The organism is Actinokineospora sp. PR83 (assembly GCF_021056305.1).
GTDB lineage: Bacteria > Actinomycetota > Actinomycetes > Mycobacteriales > Pseudonocardiaceae > Actinokineospora > Actinokineospora spheciospongiae.
The window spans coordinates 22,488-44,085 of sequence record NZ_JAJCXD010000068.1 but is presented as its reverse complement, the minus strand read 5'-3'; the positions used below and the strand labels follow the sequence as shown (position 1 = coordinate 44,085).

Below are 21,598 nucleotides of genomic sequence, written 5' to 3'. Positions count from 1 at the left end.
GTCAGAGCACCAGAAGAGTACGCGTCGTGACGGCCTGGTCACGGTCGGTCGCCGTGGTGGGGGCGGTGTCGGCCGGGTGGGGGCTGGCCGCGGTCACCGGCTTCCACGACGCCGCCGCCTCCGACGCCTACGGGTTCCTCGTCACCGCCCTGCTCGGCTTCGGCCTCTACACCAGCACCCGCGGCATCGACATCGACGAGTTCCGCACCCACCTGCGCACCGTCCTGATCGCGGTCACCCTCGGCGTCGCGGCCAAGGTCGCCCTGATCTTCGCGGTGCTGTACGCCGTCGGCCACGACGTGAAAGCGCTGCTGCTGGCGGTGGCCGTCGCCCAGATCGACCCGCTGTCGGTCGCGGCGATGCGCGCCAAGTCCCGCATGAGCGAGCAGGGCAAAGCACTGCTGGCCGCCTGGGCGTCCTTCGACGACCCGGTCACCGTGCTGCTCACCGCCTACCTCGGCGCCGCCCTGCTCGGCCCCGACTTCGGCGCGGGCACCGGCGGCGCGGGCGGGTTCGCCCTCAGCGTCGCGGGCAACCTCGCCCTCGCCGCCGCGGTGTGCTGGGTGTGGCGGCGGGTCGGGGACCGCCCGCGCGGGGCGGTGGGCAACGCCGTCGTCGCCGCGGCGGTGCTCGCGGTGGCGTTCCTGGCCGTGCGGTACTCGCTGATGCTCGCCCTGGCCCTCATCGGCCTCGTCGTGCGCCCCGACGTCGGCGACACCCTCGACCGCCTCGCCGGGGCCGCCCTGTACCTCGGGCTCGGCGCCATCGGCGCGGTCCTTCTCACCGGTATCCCCGTCGGCACCGGTGTCGTCCTCGGCCTCGCCGCGTTCGCCGCCCAGTTCGTCGTCGCCTACGCCGTCACCGCCCACCGCCACTGGCGCCGCGACCGGCTCCGCCTCGCCCTCGGCCAGCAGAACGGGCTCACCGCCGTCATCCTCGCCCTGCTCCTCGAACCCGCCTACCCCGGTGCCGCCGCCACCGTCGCCGTGGCCGTCGTCGTGGTCAACCTCCTGCACCTGGGCACCAACGCCGCCCACGACCACCTCACCCGCCCACACCCCCGACCCGACGTCGAAGCAGGCGTCGAAACCGCCCGGGACCGGCGCATCCAGACCACCCCGGCACTGGAAGGCTGACCCGTACTCGCAGCGGCGGAGTGTGTGGGCAGCTCAGCCGGTGAGACCGCCCAACCACTCCTGCGCCCCGGCCACCACCTCGGCGGTCAACCCGGTGTGCGGGTCGACCGGCACCAACAGGGTCGGGACGTCCCCGCGCCGGGCCAGGAACTCCGCCCGCGGACCCGGGTAGAGGTCGAAGTCGTCGTCGAACCACACCAGCGGCCTGCCGTGCGCGTACCGCGACACCCCCGGGAACTTCCACCCCGGCCCCTCGCCGAAGACCACCGCGGGCAACCGCGGCAACCCCAACGCCGGACCGACCATCGTGTTCGCCTTGTGCTCCCACGTCGTCGCCCACACCAGCTCCGCACCGGTGCGCTGCGCCAACCCCAGCAGCGCCGCACCGTGCGCGGGGTCCAACCACAACCGCAACGGCCGCCTGCGGCTCCACCCCGACAACCGGAACCGGTGCTCGACATACCCCGGCGGACGGGTGTCCTCGGTCGCCGCGAACGGGTTCAACGGCCCATCGACATCCACGAACACCACCGGCCGCACCCGCGAACTCCACCACGACCACCACCGGCGCGGCAACCGCGGAGTGGATCAGGTCTCGCTCGTTCAGCGGAGTGGTGAAGCCGCCCGGTGGGCATAGGGTTCGGTGACGCGCCCATGACTGGGGATTGGGCGCCAATCGAAACTGGGGTTTCGCATGACAAGCACGACGGGCCTGTTCGGCCTGCGCGCAAAAGCACTCGCGGTGGCCGCCGGGGTCATCACCTCGGTGGTGTTGACGCCCAGCGTGGCGCACGCCTACACCGGGCAGGTGATCGGCTGGACCTCCCCGGCCGACCCGGTGAAGAACGTCCCCTCCTCCCTGTCCTCCGGGGCGACCGCCATCGCGGTGGGTACGGCACACGCCTTGGCGGTGAAGAGCGGCGGAGCGATCGCCTGGGGTGACAACGCCTCCGGGCAGACCACCGTTCCGACGGCGGCCACCTCGGGGGTGGCGGCGGTGGCTGCGGGCAACAGCCACAGCCTGGCGCTCAAGAGCGGCGGGGTGATCGCCTGGGGCAGCAACGCCTCCGGGGAGAGCACCGTACCGGCGGCGGCCACCTCCGGGGTGGTCGCCATCGGCGCCGGGCTCGACTTCAGCGTCGCGCTCAAGTCGACCGGGACCGTGGTGGCGTGGGGCAACGCCCCCTTCGGGCTCAACGGCGTCACCGGGGTCAAGGCCATCTCGGCCAACCTGCTCGAGACGGTGGTGGTGCGCACCGACAATTCGCTGGCGCAGTACACCCGGACCTCCCACACCCCCGCGCCGCCCAACACCGCGGGGCTGCCGGTGAAGCAGGTGGCGGCCGGGGTGTCGGTGCACATCGCGGTCACCGACGACGGGTACACCTTCGCCTGGCATGAGGACGGGACGGTCTTCACCCTGCCGCCGACGATGCAGAACGGCATCAAGTCGGTGGCCGCGTCGTGGACGTACCTGCTGGCCGTGGGCAACGACGGGGCGGTGCGGGTGCTGCGGCTCTCCGACCAGACCCTGGTGACCCCGCCGAGTTCCCTCACCAGCGGTGTGGACAAGGCGCTGCTCGGGCTCAGCAGCACCAACGACCTGTGGGTCGTGGCGACCAAGTGATCCCGGGGCGGCCCCGCTGCGGCGGGGCCGCCCATCAGCGGCCCGCCGCCGTGCGCAGGACCTGGCGGCGGACGCGGAAGCTGAGGTTGCTCAGCGACTCCTCCACCCGCGCCAGCGCGTCCTCCGGGCGGCCCGGGACCACCGTCAGCGGGGTCAGGCGGAACGTCGGCAGGTACTCGGCCATCGCGTCGTAGACGTTGCACACCCCTTCCAGGGCCGCGCGGGCGTCGGCGTCGGTGGTGCCCGGGTAGCGGTGGAACCAGGCCGCGACCGCGCTGCGGAAGCGGATGACCACGTCGACCAGCAGGCGGCCGGTGCCCGCGGCGGCGACGACGTCGGGGCGTTCGACGATGCGCAGGGCCGGGTCGGCGGCCTCGTAGGTGCCGGTGTCGAACGCGAGGGCCACCTCGGGGTCGATCGTGGTCAGCGCGGTGAGGGCCTCGACCGCGGCGGTGAACAGGCCCGCCACCGGCTCGGGCAGGTCGTCGTCCTGCGGGGTCGGGGTCGGGGCCGGGGGGTCGGCGGGGCGGGTGACCACCGACTCGACCCGGTCGGCGTTGTGCTGGATCTGCTCGAGCAGGTCGCGGTGCATGGTGGCCATGCGGCGCAGGATCTGCTCGGTGTGGGTCAGGACCTGCCCGACCGGGTCGGCGGCGTCGAGTTCGGGGAGGCGGGCCATCGCCGCCTCCAGGGCGTGCAGCAGGTCGTCGACGAAGGTGGCCTGCCGGTAGAGGACCGGTTCGTGGCCCAGGTGCTCGCGGACGCGGGCCACGGCGATGTCGGTGGGGGTGCCGGTGACGACCGGGAGGATCACCGCGTGCGGTTCGACCCCGCGCAGGGCCACCACCCTGGCCAGCACCGCGTCCACGTCGGCCTCGGTGAGCAGGGCCGAGGTCAGCAGCACCGCGCAGCCCGAGGCCCGCTGCGGGAACCGCACCCAGTAGTCGGCGCGGGTGTCGGGGCGGGGGCCCAGGACCCGGTCGCGGTAGTGGTCCCAGTTGGCGACGGTGAGGACCCTGCCGATCTGCTCGCCGATGTCGTCGGCGTTGGGCTGGCCGAACAGGTCGGTGCTGGCCCGGCTGAGCAGGGCGTCGTCGATGGGGGTGTCCACCCCGGTCTCGCGGCGGCGGTCGTCGGCGAGGCGGAACGCCCGGTGGCACAGGCGGATCACCTCACGCGGGTTGCCGCGGGTGATCATGCGGATCGTGCGGATCACCGGTGGGGTGAACGGGGACAGGGTCCGCGCACCCAGGGTGGCTTCCTGGGTGCGCATGACGAAGTCGGTGATCTCCTGCTCGGTCAGCCCCGCCAGGCGCACCGGGTGCGGGATGCGCGCGCGCACCGGCCCCGACAGGGCGGGCCACACCTCCGGCAGGCCGCCGAGCACCAGGCACGCCCCGGCCTTCGTCGCCACCTGCAACAGCTCCTGGAACTCCGACATCTCCGCGTGCCCGGGGGCGTGTTGGGCGGAGAAGATCTTGTCCAGCTCGTCGACGACGAGCACGAAGCGCTGCTCGCGGCCACCCAGGAGCAGCGCGAAGACCCGCAGCGCCTCCAGCGCCACCAGGTCGTCGTCGATGACCTTGGTGACGCCGCGGTCGACGAGGATCTGCTCCGGGCGCCCGCCCAGCAGCCAGTTCCACACCGCGTCCTGGAACCCGGTGCGCAGCAGCAGCGTCAGCGCCGCGGCGAAGTCGCGGTTGGCCGTGACCCCGGCCAGGGTCTCGCGGACCTGCCGCAGCAACCTCGACTCCAGCAGGCCCAGCTCCCGGGCGATCTCGTGCCAGCGCACGTCCTCCCGCTCGGTCTCCGCCGCGGCCAGGCCGCTCATCGCCCGCACGTCGTCCTTGGTCAGCCCCGACGGTTCCAGCGCCTCGGCGACCCGGTCGGCGTAATAGTCGTTGACCAGGGCCACCAGGCCCGACACGCCCAGGGAGGTCATGAACCGCTTGTAGAGGGACAGGAAGTCCGCCGCGGCGGCGTCGAGGTACATCGCCCCGCGCGGGTTGCCCAGCCGCCGCCGCGCCCGCGACACCATGCGCACCGACAGGTGGGTCTTGCCGATGCCGTAATCACCCAGCAGGGCGATGACCGTGCCACCGGTGCCGCCGGGGCGGTCGTCGCGGCCGTCGAGGTAGTCGTCGAGGAACGCGAACGCGGTGCGCATCGCGTCGGTGAGCACGGTGATCTCCGCGGAGTCCGGGTCGCCGTCGACCAGTGACACGTTGGCCACCGCCATGTCCGCGAACGGGTTGCGCCGCCGCGCGGGCCGCTGCTCGTCGCTCACCTCGACCCCCTCCGGGGGCCGCGGGGGCCCAGCTGACCGGCCAGCCACCTGCGGAAGTCCTCGGCTGTCACCGCGTAGCCGGGGGAGTAGTCCGCGCCCTGGTCCCGCAGCATCTTGAAGGTGCCGTGCGTGGCGCGCTGCAGGGTCTTGACCGACGGGGACATCGTCGCCAGCGCCCGCAACCCCTCCGGGGAGACCCGCGGGTACACCCCCGCCCCGGTGTGCCTGGTGAGCCGGTCGTCGACGAACCGCTCGACGTCCTGCGCGGACAGCGTCTGCATCTGCACCACCACCGGGGGCCGGAAATCTTCCAACTCTTCCTCGATCTCCATCAAGCTATCCCCCAACAGGGACGACTCGGCCAGGAACACGACCCTCGGACTGCTGAACATCTTCGCGTACCGGACGACTTCGAGCACCAGATCACCGGGCGTCGGCAGCAGCACCACGGCCGCGGCGGCCGGTTCCAGCGCCGTCTCCAGCTCGGGGAAGATCAGCCGGGGGTCGTCGTTGTGCTGCCACAGCGCCGCCGCGCCCGGCCGCAGCAGCCCGGCGTTGCGCTGCAGGGCGGGCAGCAGCCGCTTGCACACCAGGTTCACCCGCTGGTCCACCGACCGCTCCTGCTCCTCCACCGCCGCGGTCAGGTCGATGACGTGCGCGCGCAACCCGGTACCCACCAGGCCCGCGCGGACGCGGTCGGCGAGCCGGTTGACCATGGCGCTCTTGCCGCACCCGGACTCCCCGGCCACCAGCACGTACCCGCCCCTGGCCAGTTCGGTGAAGTCGTCGAACGCCGACTCCGCCCAGCTCAGCGCCGCCGCGAAGCCGCACACGTCGACGTAGAAGCCCTCGTGCTCGGGGTGTTCGAAGGGGCGCAGGGGGCGCAGCGGGCCCCGGTCGAAGTGCGGGACCACGAACGGGTTGACCGGCTTCCCGCCCGCGCCGCCGGTGCTCACCCGGTGTTCTTCCGGCGCAGGGACCGGTGCCACCGCCCGGGCGTGGCCAGCGCGGCGGCCACCAGGTCCAGCGTCGAGTGCAGTTCCTCGACCGCCTCCTCTTCCCGTTTGCCCGGGCCCTCGGACAGGCTGCCGAGAGCTTCGGGGGACAGCGGGCCGGAGACGATGGTCTTCTTGGCGGCCTCCGCCGAGGGCCACGACGGGTGTTCGGCGACCACGCGCCGCAGCCGCGTCAGCAGGGCGGTGTGGGCCTTGTCGAAGCGGGCGCTGTCGCGGTTGGACACGTACATGGAGGCGTACTCCAGCGCGGCGGCGTGGAACTCCGTGGCCGCCGCCACCAGGGCGTCGCGGTCGGCGCGGCCCGCGGTGACCCTGGCCTGCCAGGCGGTGGCGACGTAGGCGGCCAGCGCGCCGAGCAGGCCGGTCAGGAACGGCAGGGCCTTGTCGAGTGCGTCCTGCGGGGGTTGCTTCTGCGCCTCGTAGAGGGCCTGGCAGGCCTTCTCGAACGCCTCCGCGTCGCCCCGGCGCCACGCGGGCAGGTCGGCGACCTTCGCCTTGTCCGCGCCCAGGGCGATCGCGGCGTCGCGCAGCGGTTGGGCCTGGGCGGGGGACAGGCAGTAGACCAGTTCGTGGTCCTCGGGCTCGGCGTGCGCGGCGGGAGCCCAGGCCAGGGCGGTCCACACCGCCACCAGGGCCACCGCCGCGCCCCGCCACCCGACCCCGCGGTCCACGCGCACCCCCCGGTCGCCACCCGTGCCCGAGCACCCGGCGGGTGCCCGCCGGATGAAGGTCAACTGTAGCGAAACCCATGCCGCCCGCCCCCGCTCTCCTGCTACATCCCCGGATCGGGGTGGGGCGTTAGGGGGCCGTCCGGGTGACGCTGCGCCCCCACCGGGTCGGGCACCCGGGAAACGCGGTGGCGACGGCGGTCGGGCAGCCCCTACCGTCGCCGCACGTGACCTCGCAGCCGCACGTGACCCCGCACCCACCACTGCAACCGCACGCCAGTGGCCACCTCGACGTCGGCGACGGCAACCGCCTGTACTGGGAGAGCAGCGGCAACCCCGACGGCAAACCCGCCCTGTGGCTGCACGGCGGCCCCGGCGCGGGCGGCGGGCGGGGCAGCCGACGCCTGTTCGACCCCGACGCCTACCGCATCGTGCTGTTCGACCAGCGCGGCTGCGGGCAGAGCGAACCGCACGCCGCCGACCCCGCGGTCAGCCTGGAGCACAACACCACCGAACACCTCGTCGCCGATATCGAGCGCCTGCGCGAACACCTCGGCGTGGACCGGTGGCTGCTCTACGGCGGGTCCTGGGGCTGCACCCTGGCCCTGGCCTACGCCCAGCGCCACCCCGACCGGGTCTCCGAGATCGTGCTGGTCGCCATCTCCCTGAGCACCCCCGCCGAGATCGACTGGCTCTACCGGGGCGTGCGCGTGCTGGTGCCCGGCCCCTGGGAGGACTTCCGCCGCGGCTCGGGCCTCGACGGCGACCCCGCCGGGGTCGAGCTGGTCGCCGCCTACGACCGGCTCCTCAACTCACCCGACGCCGCCGTGCGCGACCAGGCCGCCGTCGACTGGTGCGCCTGGGAGGACGCGGTCATCGCCCACGAACCGCGCGCCGGGCACTTCTCGGCCACCTTCGGCGACACCCAGCGCGCCTTCACCCGCATCTGCGCCCACTACTACTCCCACCACGCCTGGCTCGACGACGGCGCCCTGCTGCGCGGCGTGGACCGCATCGCCCACATCCCCGCCGTGCTCATCCACGGCCGCCTGGACTTCGGCTGCCCGCTCAAGACCGCCTGGGACCTCGCCGCCGCCTGGCCCGCCGCCGACCTGGTGGTCATCGACGACTCCGGGCACACCGGCAGCCCCGCCCTGGCCGCCGCCATCCACGCCGCCACCGCCCGCTTCGCCCCCGCCGGACGGGGCTGAGGGCCGTGCCGAGACTGATCGAGGACGTCCTGCCCGCCGGTGCCCTCGCCGGGCGCGACCAGCCACGCATCCCCGGCGACGGGGTGCTGCTGCGGCCGTGGCGGGCGGGTGACCGCGCCGCCGTCGTCGCCGGGTACGCCGACCCCGCCATCCAGCGGTGGCACGCGCGCAGCATGGACGACACCGAGGCCCGGGAATGGATCACCGGGTGGGGTGCGCGGTGGCGGGCGGAGACCGGGGCCGGGTGGGCCGTGGGCTCCGCCGGGGCCGAGGACACCGTGCTCGGGCAGATCAGCCTGCGCCGCATCCACCTCGACGAAGCCCGCGCGGAGGTCTCCTACTGGGTGCTGCCCGCCGCCCGCGGGCACGCGGTGGCACCGCGGGCGCTCACGGCCCTGGCCGGGTGGGGGTTTACCGGGCTCGGGCTGCACCGGATCGAGGTGGCGCACTCCACGGCGAACCCCGCCTCCTGCCGGGTGGCCGAACGGGCGGGGTTCGCGCTGGAGGGCACCAGGCGGGCCGAGGCGCTGCACGCCGACGGGTGGCACGACATGCACCTGCACGCCCGCCTCGACACCGACTGACCACCCGGCGCACACCCACGCGGCGCCGACCGGGCGCCGCTGCGGCCCCCGGATGGTCGACCACCCGAGGGGCCGCAGCGGCGCACGCCGATCACCGGCCCGTGCCGAGCCTCAGCAGTCGGACAGGAACCGGTCGAGGACCTCCACCCCGAACCGCAGGCCCTCCACCGGGACCCGCTCGTCGACACCGTGGGCCATCGCCCGGTAGTCGAAGTCCGCCGAGAGCAGCAGCGGGGCGAACCCGAAGCACTCGATGCCCAACTGGGAGAACGCCTTCGCGTCGGTGCCCCCGCCCATGCAGTACGGGACCACCACCGCCTCCGGGTCCTGCGAGCGCAGCGCCGCGGCCATGGCGTCGAACCACGGGGAATCCACCCGCGACTCCACCGGCGGCTGGTGGGCGACGTACTCGCGGGTGATGCCCGGGCCCAGCAGCCGGTCGATCTCGGCGAGCATGACCGCCTCGGTGCCGGGCAGGACCCGGGTGTCGACCTGCGCCTGGGCCACCCCGGGCACCACGTTGACCTTGTACCCGGCCTGCAGCACCGTGGGGCGGGTGCTGTTGCGCACCACGTTCTCCACCATCTTCGTGGCGTTGCCGAAACCGGCGATGGTGGCGTCGACGTCGTTCCAGTCGACCGGGACGTCCAGGGCGGTGCCGACCCGGTCGATGAACGCCCGCACGGTGGGGATGAGGTGGATGGGCCACTGGTGGGCGGCCAGCCGGGCGAGGGCGTGGACCAGCTTCTCCACCGCGTTGTCGTCGTTGCGGCGCGAGCCGTGCCCGGCGCGGCCGGTGGCGGTCAGCCGCAGGTGCGAGGTGCCCCGCTCGGCGGTGCCCACCGGGTACAGGTGCACCAACCGGCCGGTGGCCGAGCGGGCGGGCACGGTGTAGCCGCCGGACTCGCTGATGGCCGCCGCGCACCCCTCGAACAGCGACGCGTGCTCCTGCACCAGCCAGTGCGCACCCCACTGCCCGTCGTCCTCCTCGTCGGCGACGAAGGCGAAGACCACGTCGCGGCGCGGGCCCCGGCCCTCGGCCGCCCAGCGGGCCAGCACGGTCAGGACGTTGGCGACCATGTCCTTCATGTCCACCGAGCCCCGGCCCCACACGTACCCGTCGTGGATCTCCCCGGAGAACGGGTGCCTGCTCCACTCCGCCGGGTCGGCGGGCACCACGTCGAGGTGGGCCTGCACCAGCAGCGCGGGCAGCGAGGGGTCGGTCCCCGGCCAGCGGGCGATGACGTTGGAGCGGCCCGGTGCGCGCTCCAGCAGCACCGGTGACAGGCCCGCGTCGCTCAGCCGCCCGGCGACCAATTCCGCCGCCGGTCGCTCCGGGTTGCCCGCACCCCCGCCCAGGTTGGTCGTGTCGATCCGGACCAGCCTGGAGCAGAGTTCCTCGACAGCCTCACCCACGCCGTACCCCTTCTCAGCCGTACAACCCGTCGATGGCTCCCGCCGCGATGGCGGTCACCACCTTGAACGCCTTCATGGCCGCGGTCTGCGACTCCGCGGTGAACCTCACCGTGCGCGTACCCACCATCTCCACCGTCGGCACCACCGCGGCGGCATGTGCGAGATGTGTCGCATCGAAGTCGACCTCGACGGTGTGCGCGGACGCGTCGCCGTGCCCGCGCCCGGCGTGGGCCATCGCCGCGGTCGCCTCGGCGGTGATCAGGGCCGCGGTCACCGACGGCGGCGAGCACACTGCGGCGTAGCGCGACACGCACTCCTTGACCACCGCGTGCCGCGCCCTGGGCGCGTAGGCGCTCGCGTCGGCGCAGGTCAGGTCGTCGCCGGTGACCAGCAGCACCGGCACCCCGTGCTCGGCGGCGAGGGTGGCGTTGAGCCTGCCCTCGCTGGCCGCGACCCCGTCGAGGCGGACTTCGGTGATCGAGTTCTCCAGGTAGGTGTGGGCCAGTACCCCGTCGGCGCCCGCCCCGGTGTGGTAGCCGAGGAACACCACCCCGTCGACCCCGGAGTCGATGCCCTGCATCATCGACAGCGGCTTGTGGCGGCCGGTGAGCAGCCGGGCGCGGGGGTCGAGCTCCTCCAGCAGCACGTTGCGCTGGGAAGAGTGTGCCTCGTTGACCAGCACCTCGGTGGCGCCGCCGTCGAACAGCCCGGCCACGCAGGCGTTGACGTCGCCGGTCAGCAGTCGGCGGAACCGCTGCCACTGCTCGGTGCCCGGCACGACGTCGGCGGTGCAGGTGACGCCGGTGGCGCCTTCCATGTCCGCGGAGATGAGTATGCGCACCGGGCACAGGTTACTTCTGCGCGACACTCGTTGACTTCCGCGGTTCCCGAATGGTTACTTTCTTGCCAACTGTGACAGGAGTTGCGTCACACCGAGGGACAAGGGGTGGGTACGGTGCGGCAGAGAAGATGGGCGTTAGGGGCATCCACGCTGGTGGTGGCCGTGTCGGCGGGACTGGGGGCGGTACCGGCGGTGACCGCCACCGCCGCCGCGCAACAGGGGACGACGCTGCGGGTCGCGGTCACGCAGGAGGTGGACTCGCTCAACCCGTTCCTGTCGATCACCCGCACCGGGACCGACATCCTGCGGGCCGCGTTCGAGCAGTTGACCACCGCCTCGGCCGGGGACATGAGCCCCGAGCCGGGCCTGGCCGAGAAGTGGGAGCCCTCGCCGGACAAGCTCACCTGGACCTACACCGTGCGCCGGGGCGCGAAGTGGAGCGACGGGCAGCCGATCACCGCCGCGGACGTGGCGTTCACGTTCAACCTGATGCTGTCGAACGAGACCGCCCGCACCGCCAACAGCAACTACGTCGCCCAGTGGGAATCGGTCACCGCCCCCGACGACACGACCGTGGTGGTCAAGACGAAGGCCCCGCAGACCACCATGGCCGCCCTGGACATCCCGATCGTGCCCGAGCACGTGTGGTCCAAGGTCGACGTGGGCGCCGAGCCGACCTACCCGATGGTGGGGTCCGGGCCGTTTGTCATCACCGACTTCAAGGAGAGCCAGTACACCCGGCTCTCGGCGAACAAGCAGTACTGGCGCGGCGCCCCGAAGATCGACAACCTCGACTTCGTCCACTACAAGAACGCCGACGCCGCCGTGCAGGCGCTGCGCAACGGCGAGGTCGACCTGGTCAACGGCCTGACCCCCACCCAGTTCGACGCGCTCGCGAGTGATCCGAACATCGAGCGCAACAACGCCAAGGGCAAGCGGTTCAACGAGCTGGTCATGAACCCCGGTGCCGCCACCGCCACCGGGCAGCCCATCGGCGACGGGCACCCCGCCCTGAAGGACCCGCGGCTGCGCCGGGCGATCGCCCAGGCCATCGACTCCAAGACCATCGTGGACAAGGTCTCCGGCGGGTACGCCACCGTCGGCGGCGGCTACATCCCGCCGCTGTTCTCCACCTACCACTGGGAGCCCACCGGGGAGCAGGCGCGGACCTTCGACCCGGCCGCGGCCAACTCCGCCCTCGACGCCGCCGGGTACGCCCGCGGCGGCGACGGGGTGCGCGTCGACCCGGCCAGCGGGCGCCCGCTGAAGTTCCGGCTGATGCTGCACGCGGGCAAGGCCTTCGACGAGCAGTCCGCCCCGTTCATCCAGGGGTGGCTGCGCGACATCGGCATCGCCGTGGACGTGGTTTCGGTGGCCGACAACAAGCTCAACGAGGACACCACCGCCGGGCGGTTCGACCTGGCCTACAGCGGGTGGACCGGCAACCCCGACCCCGACGCCATCCTCGCCCTGCAGACTTGCGCGTCGCGGCCCAACGCCGACGGCAAGGGCGCCACCCCCGACTCGTTCTTCTGCGACCAGGAGTACGACCGCCTCTACGCCCAGCAGGGCAGCGAGTTCGACACCGCCAAGCGCGCCGAGATCGTCAAGCGGATGCAGCAGATCCTCTACGCCCAGGCGCCGATGACGATCCTGTCCTACGACAACGCCCTGGAGGCCTACCGCAAGGACAAGTTCGCCCCGTTCACCCTGTCCCCGGACCCGGGCGGGTTCATCATGAACCAGCAGTCCTACTGGGGGTACTACAGCGCCACCCCCGCCGCCGCGTCCGCCTCGGGTGGGTCCTCCTCGTCCTCGACGGTGGTGTGGGTGGTCATCGGCGCGGTCGTGGTGATCGCCGTCGTTGCGGCCCTGGTGCTGGCCCGCCGCCGCAGGGCCACCGCGGACGAGCGCGAATGACCGACGCGCTCACCACCGTCGAGCCCCCCGCCGCCGCCACCCCGCGTGGCGGCGGCGGGGGCACGCTGCGCTACGTGCTGACCAAGGTCGGCGCCGCGCTGATCAGCCTGGGGCTGATCGTGGTCCTCGGGTTCGTGCTGTTCCGGGTCCTGCTGCCCGGCGACCCGGTGCGCACCCTGACCCGCGGCGCCCCGGTCACCCCCGAGGGCGCCGCCGCCCTCGAACGCGAGTACGGGTTCGACCTGCCGCTGTGGGGGCAGTTCACCCGCTACCTGGGCAACCTCGCCCACGGCGACCTGGACAAGTCGCTGGCGTTCAAGGTGCCGGTGGCGCAGAAGATCGGCGAACGGCTCGGCCCGACGCTGCTGCTGGTCGGCGTGGGCACCCTCATCGCCGTGGCGCTGGGCCTGTGGCTGGGCACCCGCACCGCCTGGCGGCGCGGCAGCCGCTTCGACCGCACCGCCACCGGCATCGCCCTGGCCCTGTGGTCGGCCCCCACCTTCTGGCTGGGGCTGGTGCTGCTGACCGTCACCGGCGGGCTGTTCCCCTCCGGGGGCATCACCTACCCCGACACCCCACCGGACTTCCTCTCCCAGGCCCTCGACACCGCCCACCACATGGTGCTGCCCACGATCACCCTCGTCGCCGTCGTCTACGCCCAGTACCAACTGGTCATGCGGTCCTCGCTGGTGGAGGAGATGGACGCCGACCACCTGCTCACCGCCCGCGCCAAGGGCCTGCGCGACGACGAGGTGCGCCGCCGCCACGCCGTGCCCAACGCCCTGCTGCCCACGGTGACCCTGGTGTTCCTGCACCTGGGGCTGGTGGTGTCCGGGGCGATCACGGTGGAGACGGTGTTCTCCTGGCCCGGCCTGGGCCTGCTGACCTTCGAGGCGCTGCGCTTCCCCGACTACCCGCTGCTGCAGGGCACCTTCCTGGTGCTCGCCGCCGCCGTGGTCGTGATGAACCTCGTCGCCGACCTGCTCTACCGGGTCCTCGACCCCCGGGTGCGTGCCTCGTGACCGTCCCCGAACCCGTCGAGCGGACCCCCAGCCCGGCGTGGGCGCGGCGCCGCGCCGCCGCCCGCCGCGCCTGGGGCGAGTTCACCCGCCACCGCGCCGGGGTCTTCGGCCTGGCGGTGCTGCTGCTGGTCATCGCCCTGGCCGCGCTGGCACCGCTGATCACCGACGCCGACGGCATCGACGTCACCCGCGCCACCGGCGGCCGGTTGGAACCACCCAGCGGCCGGTACTGGCTCGGCACCGACGAGAGCGGCCGCTCGGTGCTGCTGCTGGTGCTGTGGGGGGCGCGGATCTCCCTGCTCGTCGGCCTGTCGGCCACCCTGCTCTCGATCGCCATCGGCACCGTCGTGGGCATCCTCACCGGGCACTTCGGCGGCTGGGGGTCGGCGCTGCTGATGCGGCTGACCGACTTCTTCCTCGTGCTGCCCTCACTGGTGCTGGCCATCGCCCTGTCCACGGTGATCGGACCGGGGGTGGGCACCATCGTGCTGGCCATCGGCGTCACCTCCTGGCCCTCGGCGGCCCGGCTGGTGCGCGCCCAGACCCTCGGCGTGGAGGCCCGCCCCTACATCGAGCGCTCCCGCGCCCTCGGCGGCGGGCACCTGCACATCATCGGCAAGCACGTGCTGCCCGGGGTGCTGCCGCTGGTGTTCGTCAACACCACCCTGGCCGTGGGCACCGCCATCGTCGCCGAGTCCACCCTGGCCTTCCTCGGCCTCGGCGACCCGGTGGCCATCTCCTGGGGCAGCATGCTGCGCTCGGCGTCGAACTCCGGGGCCGTCACCGCCGGGGCGTGGTGGTACCTGGTGCCGCCGGGACTGGCCATCGCCGTGGTCGTGCTCGCCTTCACCCTGTGCGGGCGCGCCATGGAATCCGTGCTCAACCCCAGGCTGCGGGAGCGCTGAATGACCCTGTTGCAACTGCGCGACCTGCACGTGCGCTACCCGGGCGAGCACGCCGTCGCCGGGGTCGACCTGACCCTGGCCGCGGGGGAGACCCTCGGCCTGGCCGGGGAGTCCGGCTGCGGCAAGTCCACCCTGGCCATGTCCGTGCTGCGGCTGCTGCCCCCCACCGCCGAGGTCGCCGGGGAGATCCTCTTCGACGGCGAGGACGTGACCACCATGAGCTGGGGGCGGCTGCGCGCGGTCCGCTGGGCCGGGGCGTCGGTGGTGTTCCAGGGCGCCATGCACGCCCTCAACCCCGTGCACCGCATCGGCGAGCAGATCGCCGAACCCATCCGCGTGCACTCGCCCAAGACCCCACCGGCCCGGGTCCGCGAGCGGGTCGCCGAACTGCTCGCCCAGGTGGAACTGCCCGCCGACCGGGCCGGGGCCTACCCGCACCAGCTCTCCGGCGGGCAGAAGCAGCGGGTGATGATCGCCATGGCCCTGGCCTGCGACCCCAAGCTGATCATCGCCGACGAACCCACCACCGCCCTCGACGTCGTCGTGCAGGCCCAGGTCCTCGACGTGCTCACCCGCCTGGTCACCGGCCACGGCATCGGGCTGCTGCTGATCTCCCACGACCTGGCCGTGCTCGGCGCCACCTGCGGGCGGCTGGCGGTCATGCGCCGCGGCCGCATCGTCGAGGAGGGCCCCGCCCACCGGGTCATCACCGCCCCCACCCACCCCTACACCCGCACCCTGGCCGCCGCGTTCCCCACCATCGGCGACCCGCGCTCCCGGTACAACCCGGCCACCGCCGGTGACGCCCCGGTCGCGGGCACCGAGGCGGTGGGGGAGGAACTGCTGGCCATCCGCGACCTGCGGGTCGCCTTCGGTGCCACCGCCGCCGTGGCCGGGGTGGACCTCAGCGTCCGCGCCGGGGAGATCGTCGCCCTGGTGGGTCAGTCCGGCTCCGGCAAGACCACCCTCGCCCGCACCGTCCTGGGGTTGCAGAAACCCGACTCCGGGCAGGTCCTCTTCGACGGCAAACCGATCCCCACCTCGGCCAAGGGGCTCAAGGCACACCGCAAACAGGTCCAACTGGTGCTGCAGGACCCCACCAGCGCCCTCAACCCCCGCCACACCGTGCACGAGGCGGTCGCCGAGGGGCTGCGCATCCACGGGGTGCGCGGCGACGAGGCCGACCTGGTGCGCGCGGCGCTGACCGACGCCGAACTGCGGCCCGCGGACAAGTACCTGGGGTCGCTGCCGCACGAACTGTCCGGCGGGCAGCGGCAACGGGTCGTCATCGCCGGGGCCCTGGCCCTGTCCCCGCGGCTGCTCGTCGCCGACGAACCCGTCGCCTCCCTCGACGCGTCCGTGCGCGGGGAGGTCCTGGCGCTGCTGCTGCGGCTGCGCGCCCGCCTCGGCCTGGCCACCCTGGTCATCACCCACGACCTCGGCCTCGCCTGGAACATCGCCGACCGGGTCGCGGTCATGCACCGGGGGGTGATCGTCGAACACGGCCCCGTCGAGGACGTGCTGCTGCGCCCCCGCCACGACTACACGAGGTCACTGCTGGCGGCCGTCCCCCGCCCGGACGCGGGCCGAACGGCCGAACCCCGGGCCGACCAGGGGGTCTGAGGCGCACCCGGGCAGGGACCGACCGCGCGCCGCTACCCGGTGTGAGCAGCGCCGCGCGGTCGGTGCCACCGGAACGGCCGTAGCGCGCAGGCCGGACAACGCCCCTGTGTAATCTCTTCCTCTGACAGTCACCCCCGCTGAACCATGCGCACACGTGGAAGAGTCCTTGGCCGCTGAGAACGCAGAGAAGCAGACAACCGCCCCCGACGGGAGTTCGGAGCCGTCACCGGAGCGGATTGGACCGCTGCCCAAGCGCACCATCGCGCTGGGCACCCTCGGCAGCGTCCTGATCCTGCTCAGCGCGTTGGGTGCCGCCGGGATCCTGGTCAGCGACCCGGTCCTCGGTCACGGACCGCTGTCGTGGATCCGCTACGGCCACGGGCAGATGCTCGCCACCGGCGTCATCTACCTCGGCTTCGGCCTCGTCGTCTGGGCCTGGGTCCGCCTCGGCCGCCACGTCCTCGCCGGGCGGGTCGCCCCGAAGTCGGTGCTGCTCGCCGCCGCGTGCTGGATGGCCCCCCTGGTCATCGCCCCGCCGGTGTTCACCCGCGACGTGTTCTCCTACATCGCCCAGGGCACCCTGCCGCTGTTCGGCCACGACCCGTACTCGGTCGGCCCGATCGTGCTCGACCTGCAGAGCGTCGTACAGAACGTGCACCCGTTCTGGCAGACCACCCCCGCCCCCTACGGGCCCATGTTCATCCTGCTGGCCAAGGGCGTGGCCTGGGTCGCGGGCACCAACATGATCGCCGGGGTCGTGCTCATGCGCGTCACCCTGATGATCGGCCTCGGCCTGCTGCTGTGGGCGCTGCCCGGCCTCGTGCGCCACCTCGGCGGCAACCTCTCCACCACCCTGTGGCTGGCGATCGCCGGACCGATGACCGTGGTGCACCTGGTCGGCGGACCGCACAACGACCTGCTCATGGTCGGCTTCCTCGCCGCGGGCACCCTGTGCGTGCTGGAGCGCAAGCACGTCGTGGGCATCCTCCTGGTCACCCTCGGCGTCGCGGTCAAGGCCACCGCGGCCATCGCCCTGCCGTTCCTGGTGTGGGTGTGGGCCGGGCACCTCAACTCCACCCCTGTGAAGAACTTCGTCCGCGCCGGGGCCGCCGCGGTGGGCGTGTTCGTCGCCACCTTCGCCGTCACCACCTTCGCCGCCGGGGTCAACCTGGGCTGGATCCAGGCCTTGCAGGCGCCCACGATGATCGTCAACTGGCTGTCGGTGCCCACCGCCGTCGGCGAGGTCGTGCACTCGGTGGTCGACCTGTTCGTCAACGCGAACAAGTCCTGGTTCGTCAACACCACCCGCGTCCTCGGTGCCCTGCTGTTCATCTGGATCGCCGCCCGCCAGTGGTGGCAGTCCCGCGCGGGCGGCTCGGACGCGGTGCGGCGCATGTCCTTCGTGCTCTTCGCCGTCGCCGTGCTCTCCCCCGCCACCCTGCCGTGGTACCTGACCTGGGGCTTCGTCATCGCCGCCGCCCTGCCCTGGCAGCGCCGCCAGCTTGCCATCCTGGTCAGCGCCGCGGTGTTCCTGGTGCTGACCTACTCCCCGGCCGGTGAGGACCTGCTCTACAACTGGGTGTTCATCGCCTGCGCGGTCGCGGTGTCGGTCCTGGCGGGGTTCTCCCTGCTGCGCGTGGACCCGCTGGGCCTGTTCACCGACCACCACGAGGACGACCTGCTCAGCGTGGACACCCCCACCGCCGCCAAGGTGTAACCCGCACCCCTGCCCGGCGACGTCAGCCCGCGGTGTTGTGCCCCATCGCACGGCGGGCGGTGTCGAAGCTGCGCAAGGCCGCTCCGACCGCGGCCGCGACGGTGAGCTCGAAGATCTCGTCCTCGTCGTACCCGACCGCGGTGAGCCCGTCGACGTCGGCGTCGGTGATCTTGTACGACGCCCGGCGGACCAGTGCGGTGTAGGACAGCAGCGGCTCGGGGAGGGTGTCACCGGTCGCGGCGGCCACCCGGAGTGCCGAGGTCGTCGTCGCGGGTGCCGCCAGCACCGAGTGGCGCAGGTTCCGCACGGCGTCGCCGTGGTCGGTCCTGGGGCCCTCGGCGAGGAGGAAGCCGGGGAAGCGGTAGCCGAACCGGTGCAGGGAGCGGGTGCCGCTGTGCAGTTGGCCGTCGCGGAGGACGAAGCCGAACGCGTTGGCCAAGCGGTTGACGATGTCCCACACGAGGTTCACGTGCAGCGCCTCCACGACCGCGTGCCCGGGCAGCGCGGCCACGGTGGTGGCGTCGACGTGATCGGGGTCCGGGGTGGCGGTGTCGAGGAACGCGCGCACAGCCCGCAGCTCGGGACGCACTGACGAGGGGGCGTCCGGGTCGATCTCGCCGTGCCCGGCGATGCGGGTCAGCTCGGCGTGGGTGACGACGCAGAACGGGCACCGGTGCAACCGCGCGGTGGACGTGGCCAGGTACTCGCGTTCCCCGGCGGTCCAGTACGAGGGCCCGCGCATCGCCCCGGCGGTGAGGTCCAGCAGCGGCCTGCTGAGGAACCCGGGCCGGTAGAGCAGCATCTTCACGATGTCGGGGCTGCCCACCCCGGACTTCCTCGCGGTCGCGGCGAGGAACAGCTTGGCGCGGCGGCGGTGCCCGTGGTCGAGGGCGGGCAGTCTCATCGTGGCTCCGGGGTGTCGAGGGTGCGCAGGCGCCCGGCCAGGTGGCGCCGGTCGGCGGGATCGGTGGTGAGGTCGTGGGCACGCCGGTAAGCCTCGGCCGCGTCCTCGGTGCGGCCGAGGCGGCCCAGGAGCTCGGCGCGGGTGGCGTGCAGCAGGTGGTAGCGGTCCAGGCCCTCGATCCGGTCCACGAGCGCCAGCCCGTCGGCGGCGGTGGTGGACATGGCGACGGCGACGGCGTGGTTCAGCGCCACGACCGGGGACGGGGCCACCGCGAGCAGCCACCCGTACAGCGCGGTGATGCCCGCCCAGTCGGTTCGGGCGGCCGTCGGCGCTTGGGCGTGCAGGACGGCGATGGCGGCCTGCACCTGGTAGGGCCCTGGTGCGCCGAGTCGCAGCGCGCGGTCGAGCAGACCGACGCCCTCGACGATCCCGGCGCGGTCCCAGCGCGAGCGGTCCTGGTCCTCGAGCAGCACGAGGTCGCCCGCCGGGGTGTGGCGGGCCGCGGCGCGCGCCTCGTGCACGAGCAGCAGGGCGAGGAGACCGAGCGCCTCCGGTTCGTCGGGCATGAGGGTGGCGACGAGCTCGGCGAGCCGGATCGCCTCCTGCCGCAGCTCGCGGTGCTCCGACCGGTGCCCGCCTGCGGTGTGGCCCTGGGTGAAGATCAGGTAGATCACCGCGAGCACCCCGGACAACCGCTCGGGCAGCAGGTGGTCCGCGGGAACCCGGAGACTGATCCCCGCATCGCGGATCTTGCGCTTGGCCCGCACCAGCCGCTGGGCCAGGGTGGCCTCGCCGACGAGGAAGACGCGGGCGATCTGCCCGGCGGTCAACCCGGCCACGGCGTGCAGCGCCAGGGCGACGCGTGCCTCGGTGGCCAGCGCGGGGTGGCAGCAGGTGAAGATGAGGCTGAGCCGCTCATCGCCGACGCCGAGTAGGTTGCCCCCGTCGAACTCCGCGGTCGCCGCCTCCGGTCGGCCTCCGAGCAGGGCGAGCTTCTCCTGACCGCGTCGGACCCGCCGGAGCCGGTCGATCGCGCTGTTGCGGGCCGCGGTCAGCAGCCACGCGACCGGGTCCCGCGGCACCGTGTTCTCCCAGCTGCGCAGGGCCAGCGCACAGGCGTCCTGCAGCGCGTCCTCGGCGACTTCGAAGTCGCCGAGGACGCGCACGAGTGCCGCGAGCATCCGGGCCCGGTGCTCGCGGTAGACCTCCAGCAGGGCGGGTGCGGCGGTCACGCGCCGCTCGTCGGTCGGTGGTCGAGACCCGGGACTCCGGCGATCGGGCGGACCTCGACGGTGCCCAGCGCGGCCATCGGGCACAGCGCGGCCAGCTCGAGGGCCTCGTCGAGGTCCCGGCAGTCGAGCACGTACACCCCGCCCAGGTGCTCGTGGGTCTCAGGGAACGGGCCGTCGGTGATCAGCGTCTTCCCGTCGCGGACGCTCACCGTGGTGGCGGTGTGCTCGCCTTGCAGGGGGTGGCCCGCGACGAACGCGCCGCGGCGGCGGCACTCGTCGGCGAACGCGTTCACCCTGGCCAGCGCCGCGGAGAAGTCGGGTTCCTCGGGTTCCGGGCGGTCGCAGTCGTAGATCAACAGCAGGTAGTGCACGTGTCCTCCGGCTCAGCGGGTCCGATCCGTCGAAGAGGATGACGAACGACTCGACCCGAATTCGACACCCGTCGTCGGGTTCCCCCGAATGGGCGTGCGCAGTGGTGCGCACCGGACGCTCTGGCCTCCTCACGGGATCGACAGGACGATCTTCCCGCGCACCCGCCTGCTCTCGCTCACCTCGTGCGCCCTCGCCGCCTCGGCCAGCGGGAACACCGCGTGCACCGGGATGCGCAACCGGCCCTCCTCGGCCAGGGCGACCGCGGCGGTGAGGCCGTGGGCGTGGACCGGGTCGGGGTTCGGGCCGCCGCTGGTGCTCAGGTGCACGCCGTGCTCGGCGGCGGTGAAGTCCGCGACGGTGATGACCCGGTCGGGGGTGCCCGCGATGGTGACCAGGTCGGGCAGGGAACCGGACCCGGCGGCGTCGAGGACGAAGTCGACACCGCCGGGGGCCAGGGCGGCGACGCGGTCGGGCAGGCCGGGGCCGTAGGTGGTGGGGATCGCGCCCAGGTCGGTGAGGAACCCCTGGTTGTGCGGGCCACCGGTGCCGATCACCGCCACACCCCGGGCGCGGGCGAGTTGGGTGGCCACGGAGCCCACGCCCCCGGCCGCGCCCTCGATGAGCAGGGTGGCGCCGGGGGTGACCCCGAGCAGGCCCAGGACCCGGGTGGCGGTCTCGACGTTCCCGGCCGCGCCCCCGGCCTGCGCCCAGTCCCAGGCGTCCGGCTTCGGCGCCCAGTGCTCCAGGACGGCGAACTCGGCGGTGGCGCCGCCGAGTTCGCGCCGCCGCACCAGCCCGAACACCGCGTCGCCCACCGCCACACCGGTGACGCCGGGGCCGATCTCGTCGACGATCCCGGCACCGTCGACGCCGGTGGTGTGCGGGAGTGCGAGGGGGATCATGTGCCGCAGCGTCCCCGAGCGCAGGTAGCGGTCGCCGGGGGTGAGTCCGGCGGTGCGCACGGCGATGCGGATCTCGCCGGGGCCGGGGTGGGGTTCGGGGACGTCGGTGTCGATGGTGAGGACGTCGGGGGTGCCGTAGTCGGCGAAGCGCAAGGCGAACACGGTCGGGCCTTCCTGGGGGTGGGTGTGCTGCTGCCCAGTCCAGCGGTGCAAGT

At 73.2% G+C, this 21,598-nt stretch carries 19 protein-coding genes; 9 read left to right on the top strand and 10 right to left on the bottom strand.

Going from position 1 to position 21,598, the window contains the following annotated elements:
* Positions 1-26 precede the first annotated feature (26 nt).
* Entirely contained in the window at positions 27-1,136 is a 1,110-nt protein-coding gene (locus L6E12_RS23060) for a hypothetical protein (RefSeq protein WP_236230017.1), read from the top strand.
* Between the two features lie 33 nt (positions 1,137-1,169).
* On the opposite strand, the gene L6E12_RS23055 is transcribed toward L6E12_RS23060, so the two are convergent.
* The gene (locus L6E12_RS23055; RefSeq protein WP_236230016.1) at positions 1,170-1,658 is read right to left on the bottom strand and encodes an HAD domain-containing protein; all 489 of its coding nucleotides are present in this window, start codon (positions 1,656-1,658) and stop codon (positions 1,170-1,172) included.
* A gap of 172 nt (positions 1,659-1,830) precedes the next feature.
* On the opposite strand from L6E12_RS23055, the gene L6E12_RS23050 reads away from it, so the two are divergent.
* Positions 1,831-2,763, top strand: coding sequence for a hypothetical protein (locus L6E12_RS23050; protein WP_236230015.1), 933 nt, complete (start codon positions 1,831-1,833; stop codon positions 2,761-2,763).
* A gap of 34 nt (positions 2,764-2,797) precedes the next feature.
* Here the strand turns inward: L6E12_RS23050 and L6E12_RS23045 are convergent, their stop codons facing one another.
* From L6E12_RS23045 to L6E12_RS23035, 3 genes are read right to left on the bottom strand one after another with little or no spacing between them, the layout of a single operon-like run.
* Positions 2,798-5,050 carry a hypothetical protein gene (locus L6E12_RS23045; RefSeq protein WP_236230014.1) on the bottom strand — a complete coding sequence of 751 codons (2,253 nt, stop codon included), beginning with the start codon at positions 5,048-5,050 and terminating at the stop codon, positions 2,798-2,800.
* Complete coding sequence (locus tag L6E12_RS23040; protein ID WP_236230013.1) at positions 5,047-6,006, bottom strand: hypothetical protein; 960 nt, start codon at positions 6,004-6,006, stop codon at positions 5,047-5,049. Before L6E12_RS23040 ends, L6E12_RS23045 begins: the two co-directional genes overlap by 4 nt.
* On the bottom strand, positions 6,003-6,737 hold the full coding sequence (locus L6E12_RS23035; protein ID WP_236230012.1) for a hypothetical protein: 735 nt from the start codon (positions 6,735-6,737) through the stop codon (positions 6,003-6,005). The genes L6E12_RS23040 and L6E12_RS23035 overlap by 4 nt, the downstream gene beginning before the upstream one ends.
* A 224-nt stretch (positions 6,738-6,961) precedes the next feature.
* Here L6E12_RS23035 and pip point away from each other — a divergent pair, with 224 nt between their 5' ends.
* Positions 6,962-7,945: a prolyl aminopeptidase gene (pip, locus tag L6E12_RS23030; RefSeq protein WP_236230011.1), complete on the top strand. Its 984-nt coding sequence runs from the start codon at positions 6,962-6,964 to the stop codon at positions 7,943-7,945.
* 5 nt (positions 7,946-7,950) lie between these two features.
* Positions 7,951-8,529 (top strand): GNAT family N-acetyltransferase, encoded by a 579-nt coding sequence (locus L6E12_RS23025; RefSeq protein ID WP_236230010.1) that lies wholly within the window; start codon positions 7,951-7,953, stop codon positions 8,527-8,529.
* Positions 8,530-8,640: 111 nt separating this feature from the next.
* On the opposite strand, the gene L6E12_RS23020 is transcribed toward L6E12_RS23025, so the two are convergent.
* Together L6E12_RS23020 and L6E12_RS23015 are read right to left on the bottom strand one after the other, a co-directional pair.
* Complete coding sequence (locus tag L6E12_RS23020) at positions 8,641-9,945, bottom strand: M20/M25/M40 family metallo-hydrolase (protein ID WP_236230009.1); 1,305 nt, start codon at positions 9,943-9,945, stop codon at positions 8,641-8,643.
* A 13-nt stretch (positions 9,946-9,958) separates the two neighbouring features.
* The gene (locus tag L6E12_RS23015) at positions 9,959-10,786 is read right to left on the bottom strand and encodes a M55 family metallopeptidase (protein WP_236230008.1); all 828 of its coding nucleotides are present in this window, start codon (positions 10,784-10,786) and stop codon (positions 9,959-9,961) included.
* Between the two features lie 192 nt (positions 10,787-10,978).
* On the opposite strand from L6E12_RS23015, the gene L6E12_RS23010 reads away from it, so the two are divergent.
* The 5 genes from L6E12_RS23010 (at position 10,979) to mptB (ending at position 17,973) form a co-directional block, all read left to right on the top strand.
* On the top strand, positions 10,979-12,706 hold the full coding sequence (locus L6E12_RS23010) for an ABC transporter substrate-binding protein (RefSeq protein WP_236230007.1): 1,728 nt from the start codon (positions 10,979-10,981) through the stop codon (positions 12,704-12,706).
* Positions 12,703-13,728 carry an ABC transporter permease gene (locus L6E12_RS23005; RefSeq protein ID WP_236230006.1) on the top strand — a complete coding sequence of 342 codons (1,026 nt, stop codon included), beginning with the start codon at positions 12,703-12,705 and terminating at the stop codon, positions 13,726-13,728. The genes L6E12_RS23010 and L6E12_RS23005 overlap by 4 nt, the downstream gene beginning before the upstream one ends.
* Positions 13,725-14,633 (top strand): ABC transporter permease, encoded by a 909-nt coding sequence (locus L6E12_RS23000; RefSeq protein WP_236230005.1) that lies wholly within the window; start codon positions 13,725-13,727, stop codon positions 14,631-14,633. Before L6E12_RS23005 ends, L6E12_RS23000 begins: the two co-directional genes overlap by 4 nt.
* Positions 14,634-16,256, top strand: a complete 1,623-nt coding sequence (gene nikE, locus L6E12_RS22995; protein ID WP_236230004.1) for an ABC transporter ATP-binding protein — start codon at positions 14,634-14,636, stop codon at positions 16,254-16,256.
* Between the two features lie 166 nt (positions 16,257-16,422).
* A complete protein-coding gene (gene mptB / locus L6E12_RS22990; RefSeq protein ID WP_236230003.1) occupies positions 16,423-17,973 on the top strand; it encodes a polyprenol phosphomannose-dependent alpha 1,6 mannosyltransferase MptB in 1,551 nt (516 codons plus the stop codon).
* A 22-nt stretch (positions 17,974-17,995) separates the two neighbouring features.
* Here mptB and L6E12_RS22985 read toward each other — a convergent pair whose 3' ends face one another.
* The 4 genes from L6E12_RS22985 to L6E12_RS22970 all read right to left on the bottom strand — a co-directional run bounded on the left by L6E12_RS22985 (position 17,996) and on the right by L6E12_RS22970 (position 21,545).
* Positions 17,996-18,877: a hypothetical protein gene (locus L6E12_RS22985; RefSeq protein ID WP_236230002.1), complete on the bottom strand. Its 882-nt coding sequence runs from the start codon at positions 18,875-18,877 to the stop codon at positions 17,996-17,998.
* Positions 18,874-20,109: an RNA polymerase sigma factor gene (locus L6E12_RS22980; protein WP_236230001.1), complete on the bottom strand. Its 1,236-nt coding sequence runs from the start codon at positions 20,107-20,109 to the stop codon at positions 18,874-18,876. Before L6E12_RS22980 ends, L6E12_RS22985 begins: the two co-directional genes overlap by 4 nt.
* Positions 20,106-20,480, bottom strand: a complete 375-nt coding sequence (locus L6E12_RS22975) for a YciI family protein (RefSeq protein ID WP_236230000.1) — start codon at positions 20,478-20,480, stop codon at positions 20,106-20,108. The genes L6E12_RS22980 and L6E12_RS22975 overlap by 4 nt, the downstream gene beginning before the upstream one ends.
* Positions 20,481-20,609: 129 nt before the next feature.
* Positions 20,610-21,545, bottom strand: a complete 936-nt coding sequence (locus tag L6E12_RS22970) for an NADP-dependent oxidoreductase (RefSeq protein WP_236229999.1) — start codon at positions 21,543-21,545, stop codon at positions 20,610-20,612.
* Positions 21,546-21,598 lie beyond the last annotated feature (53 nt).

Excerpts from the sequence above, each read along its gene's own strand:
- L6E12_RS23050 (WP_236230015.1), top strand. The coding sequence starts at position 1,831 with ATGACAAGCACGACGGGCCTGTTCGGCCTGCGCGCAAAAGCACTCGCG.
- L6E12_RS23005 (WP_236230006.1), top strand. The coding sequence starts at position 12,703 with ATGACCGACGCGCTCACCACCGTCGAGCCCCCCGCCGCCGCCACCCCG.
- nikE (WP_236230004.1), top strand. The coding sequence starts at position 14,634 with ATGACCCTGTTGCAACTGCGCGACCTGCACGTGCGCTACCCGGGCGAG.
- L6E12_RS22985 (WP_236230002.1), bottom strand. The coding sequence starts at position 18,877 with ATGAGACTGCCCGCCCTCGACCACGGGCACCGCCGCCGCGCCAAGCTG.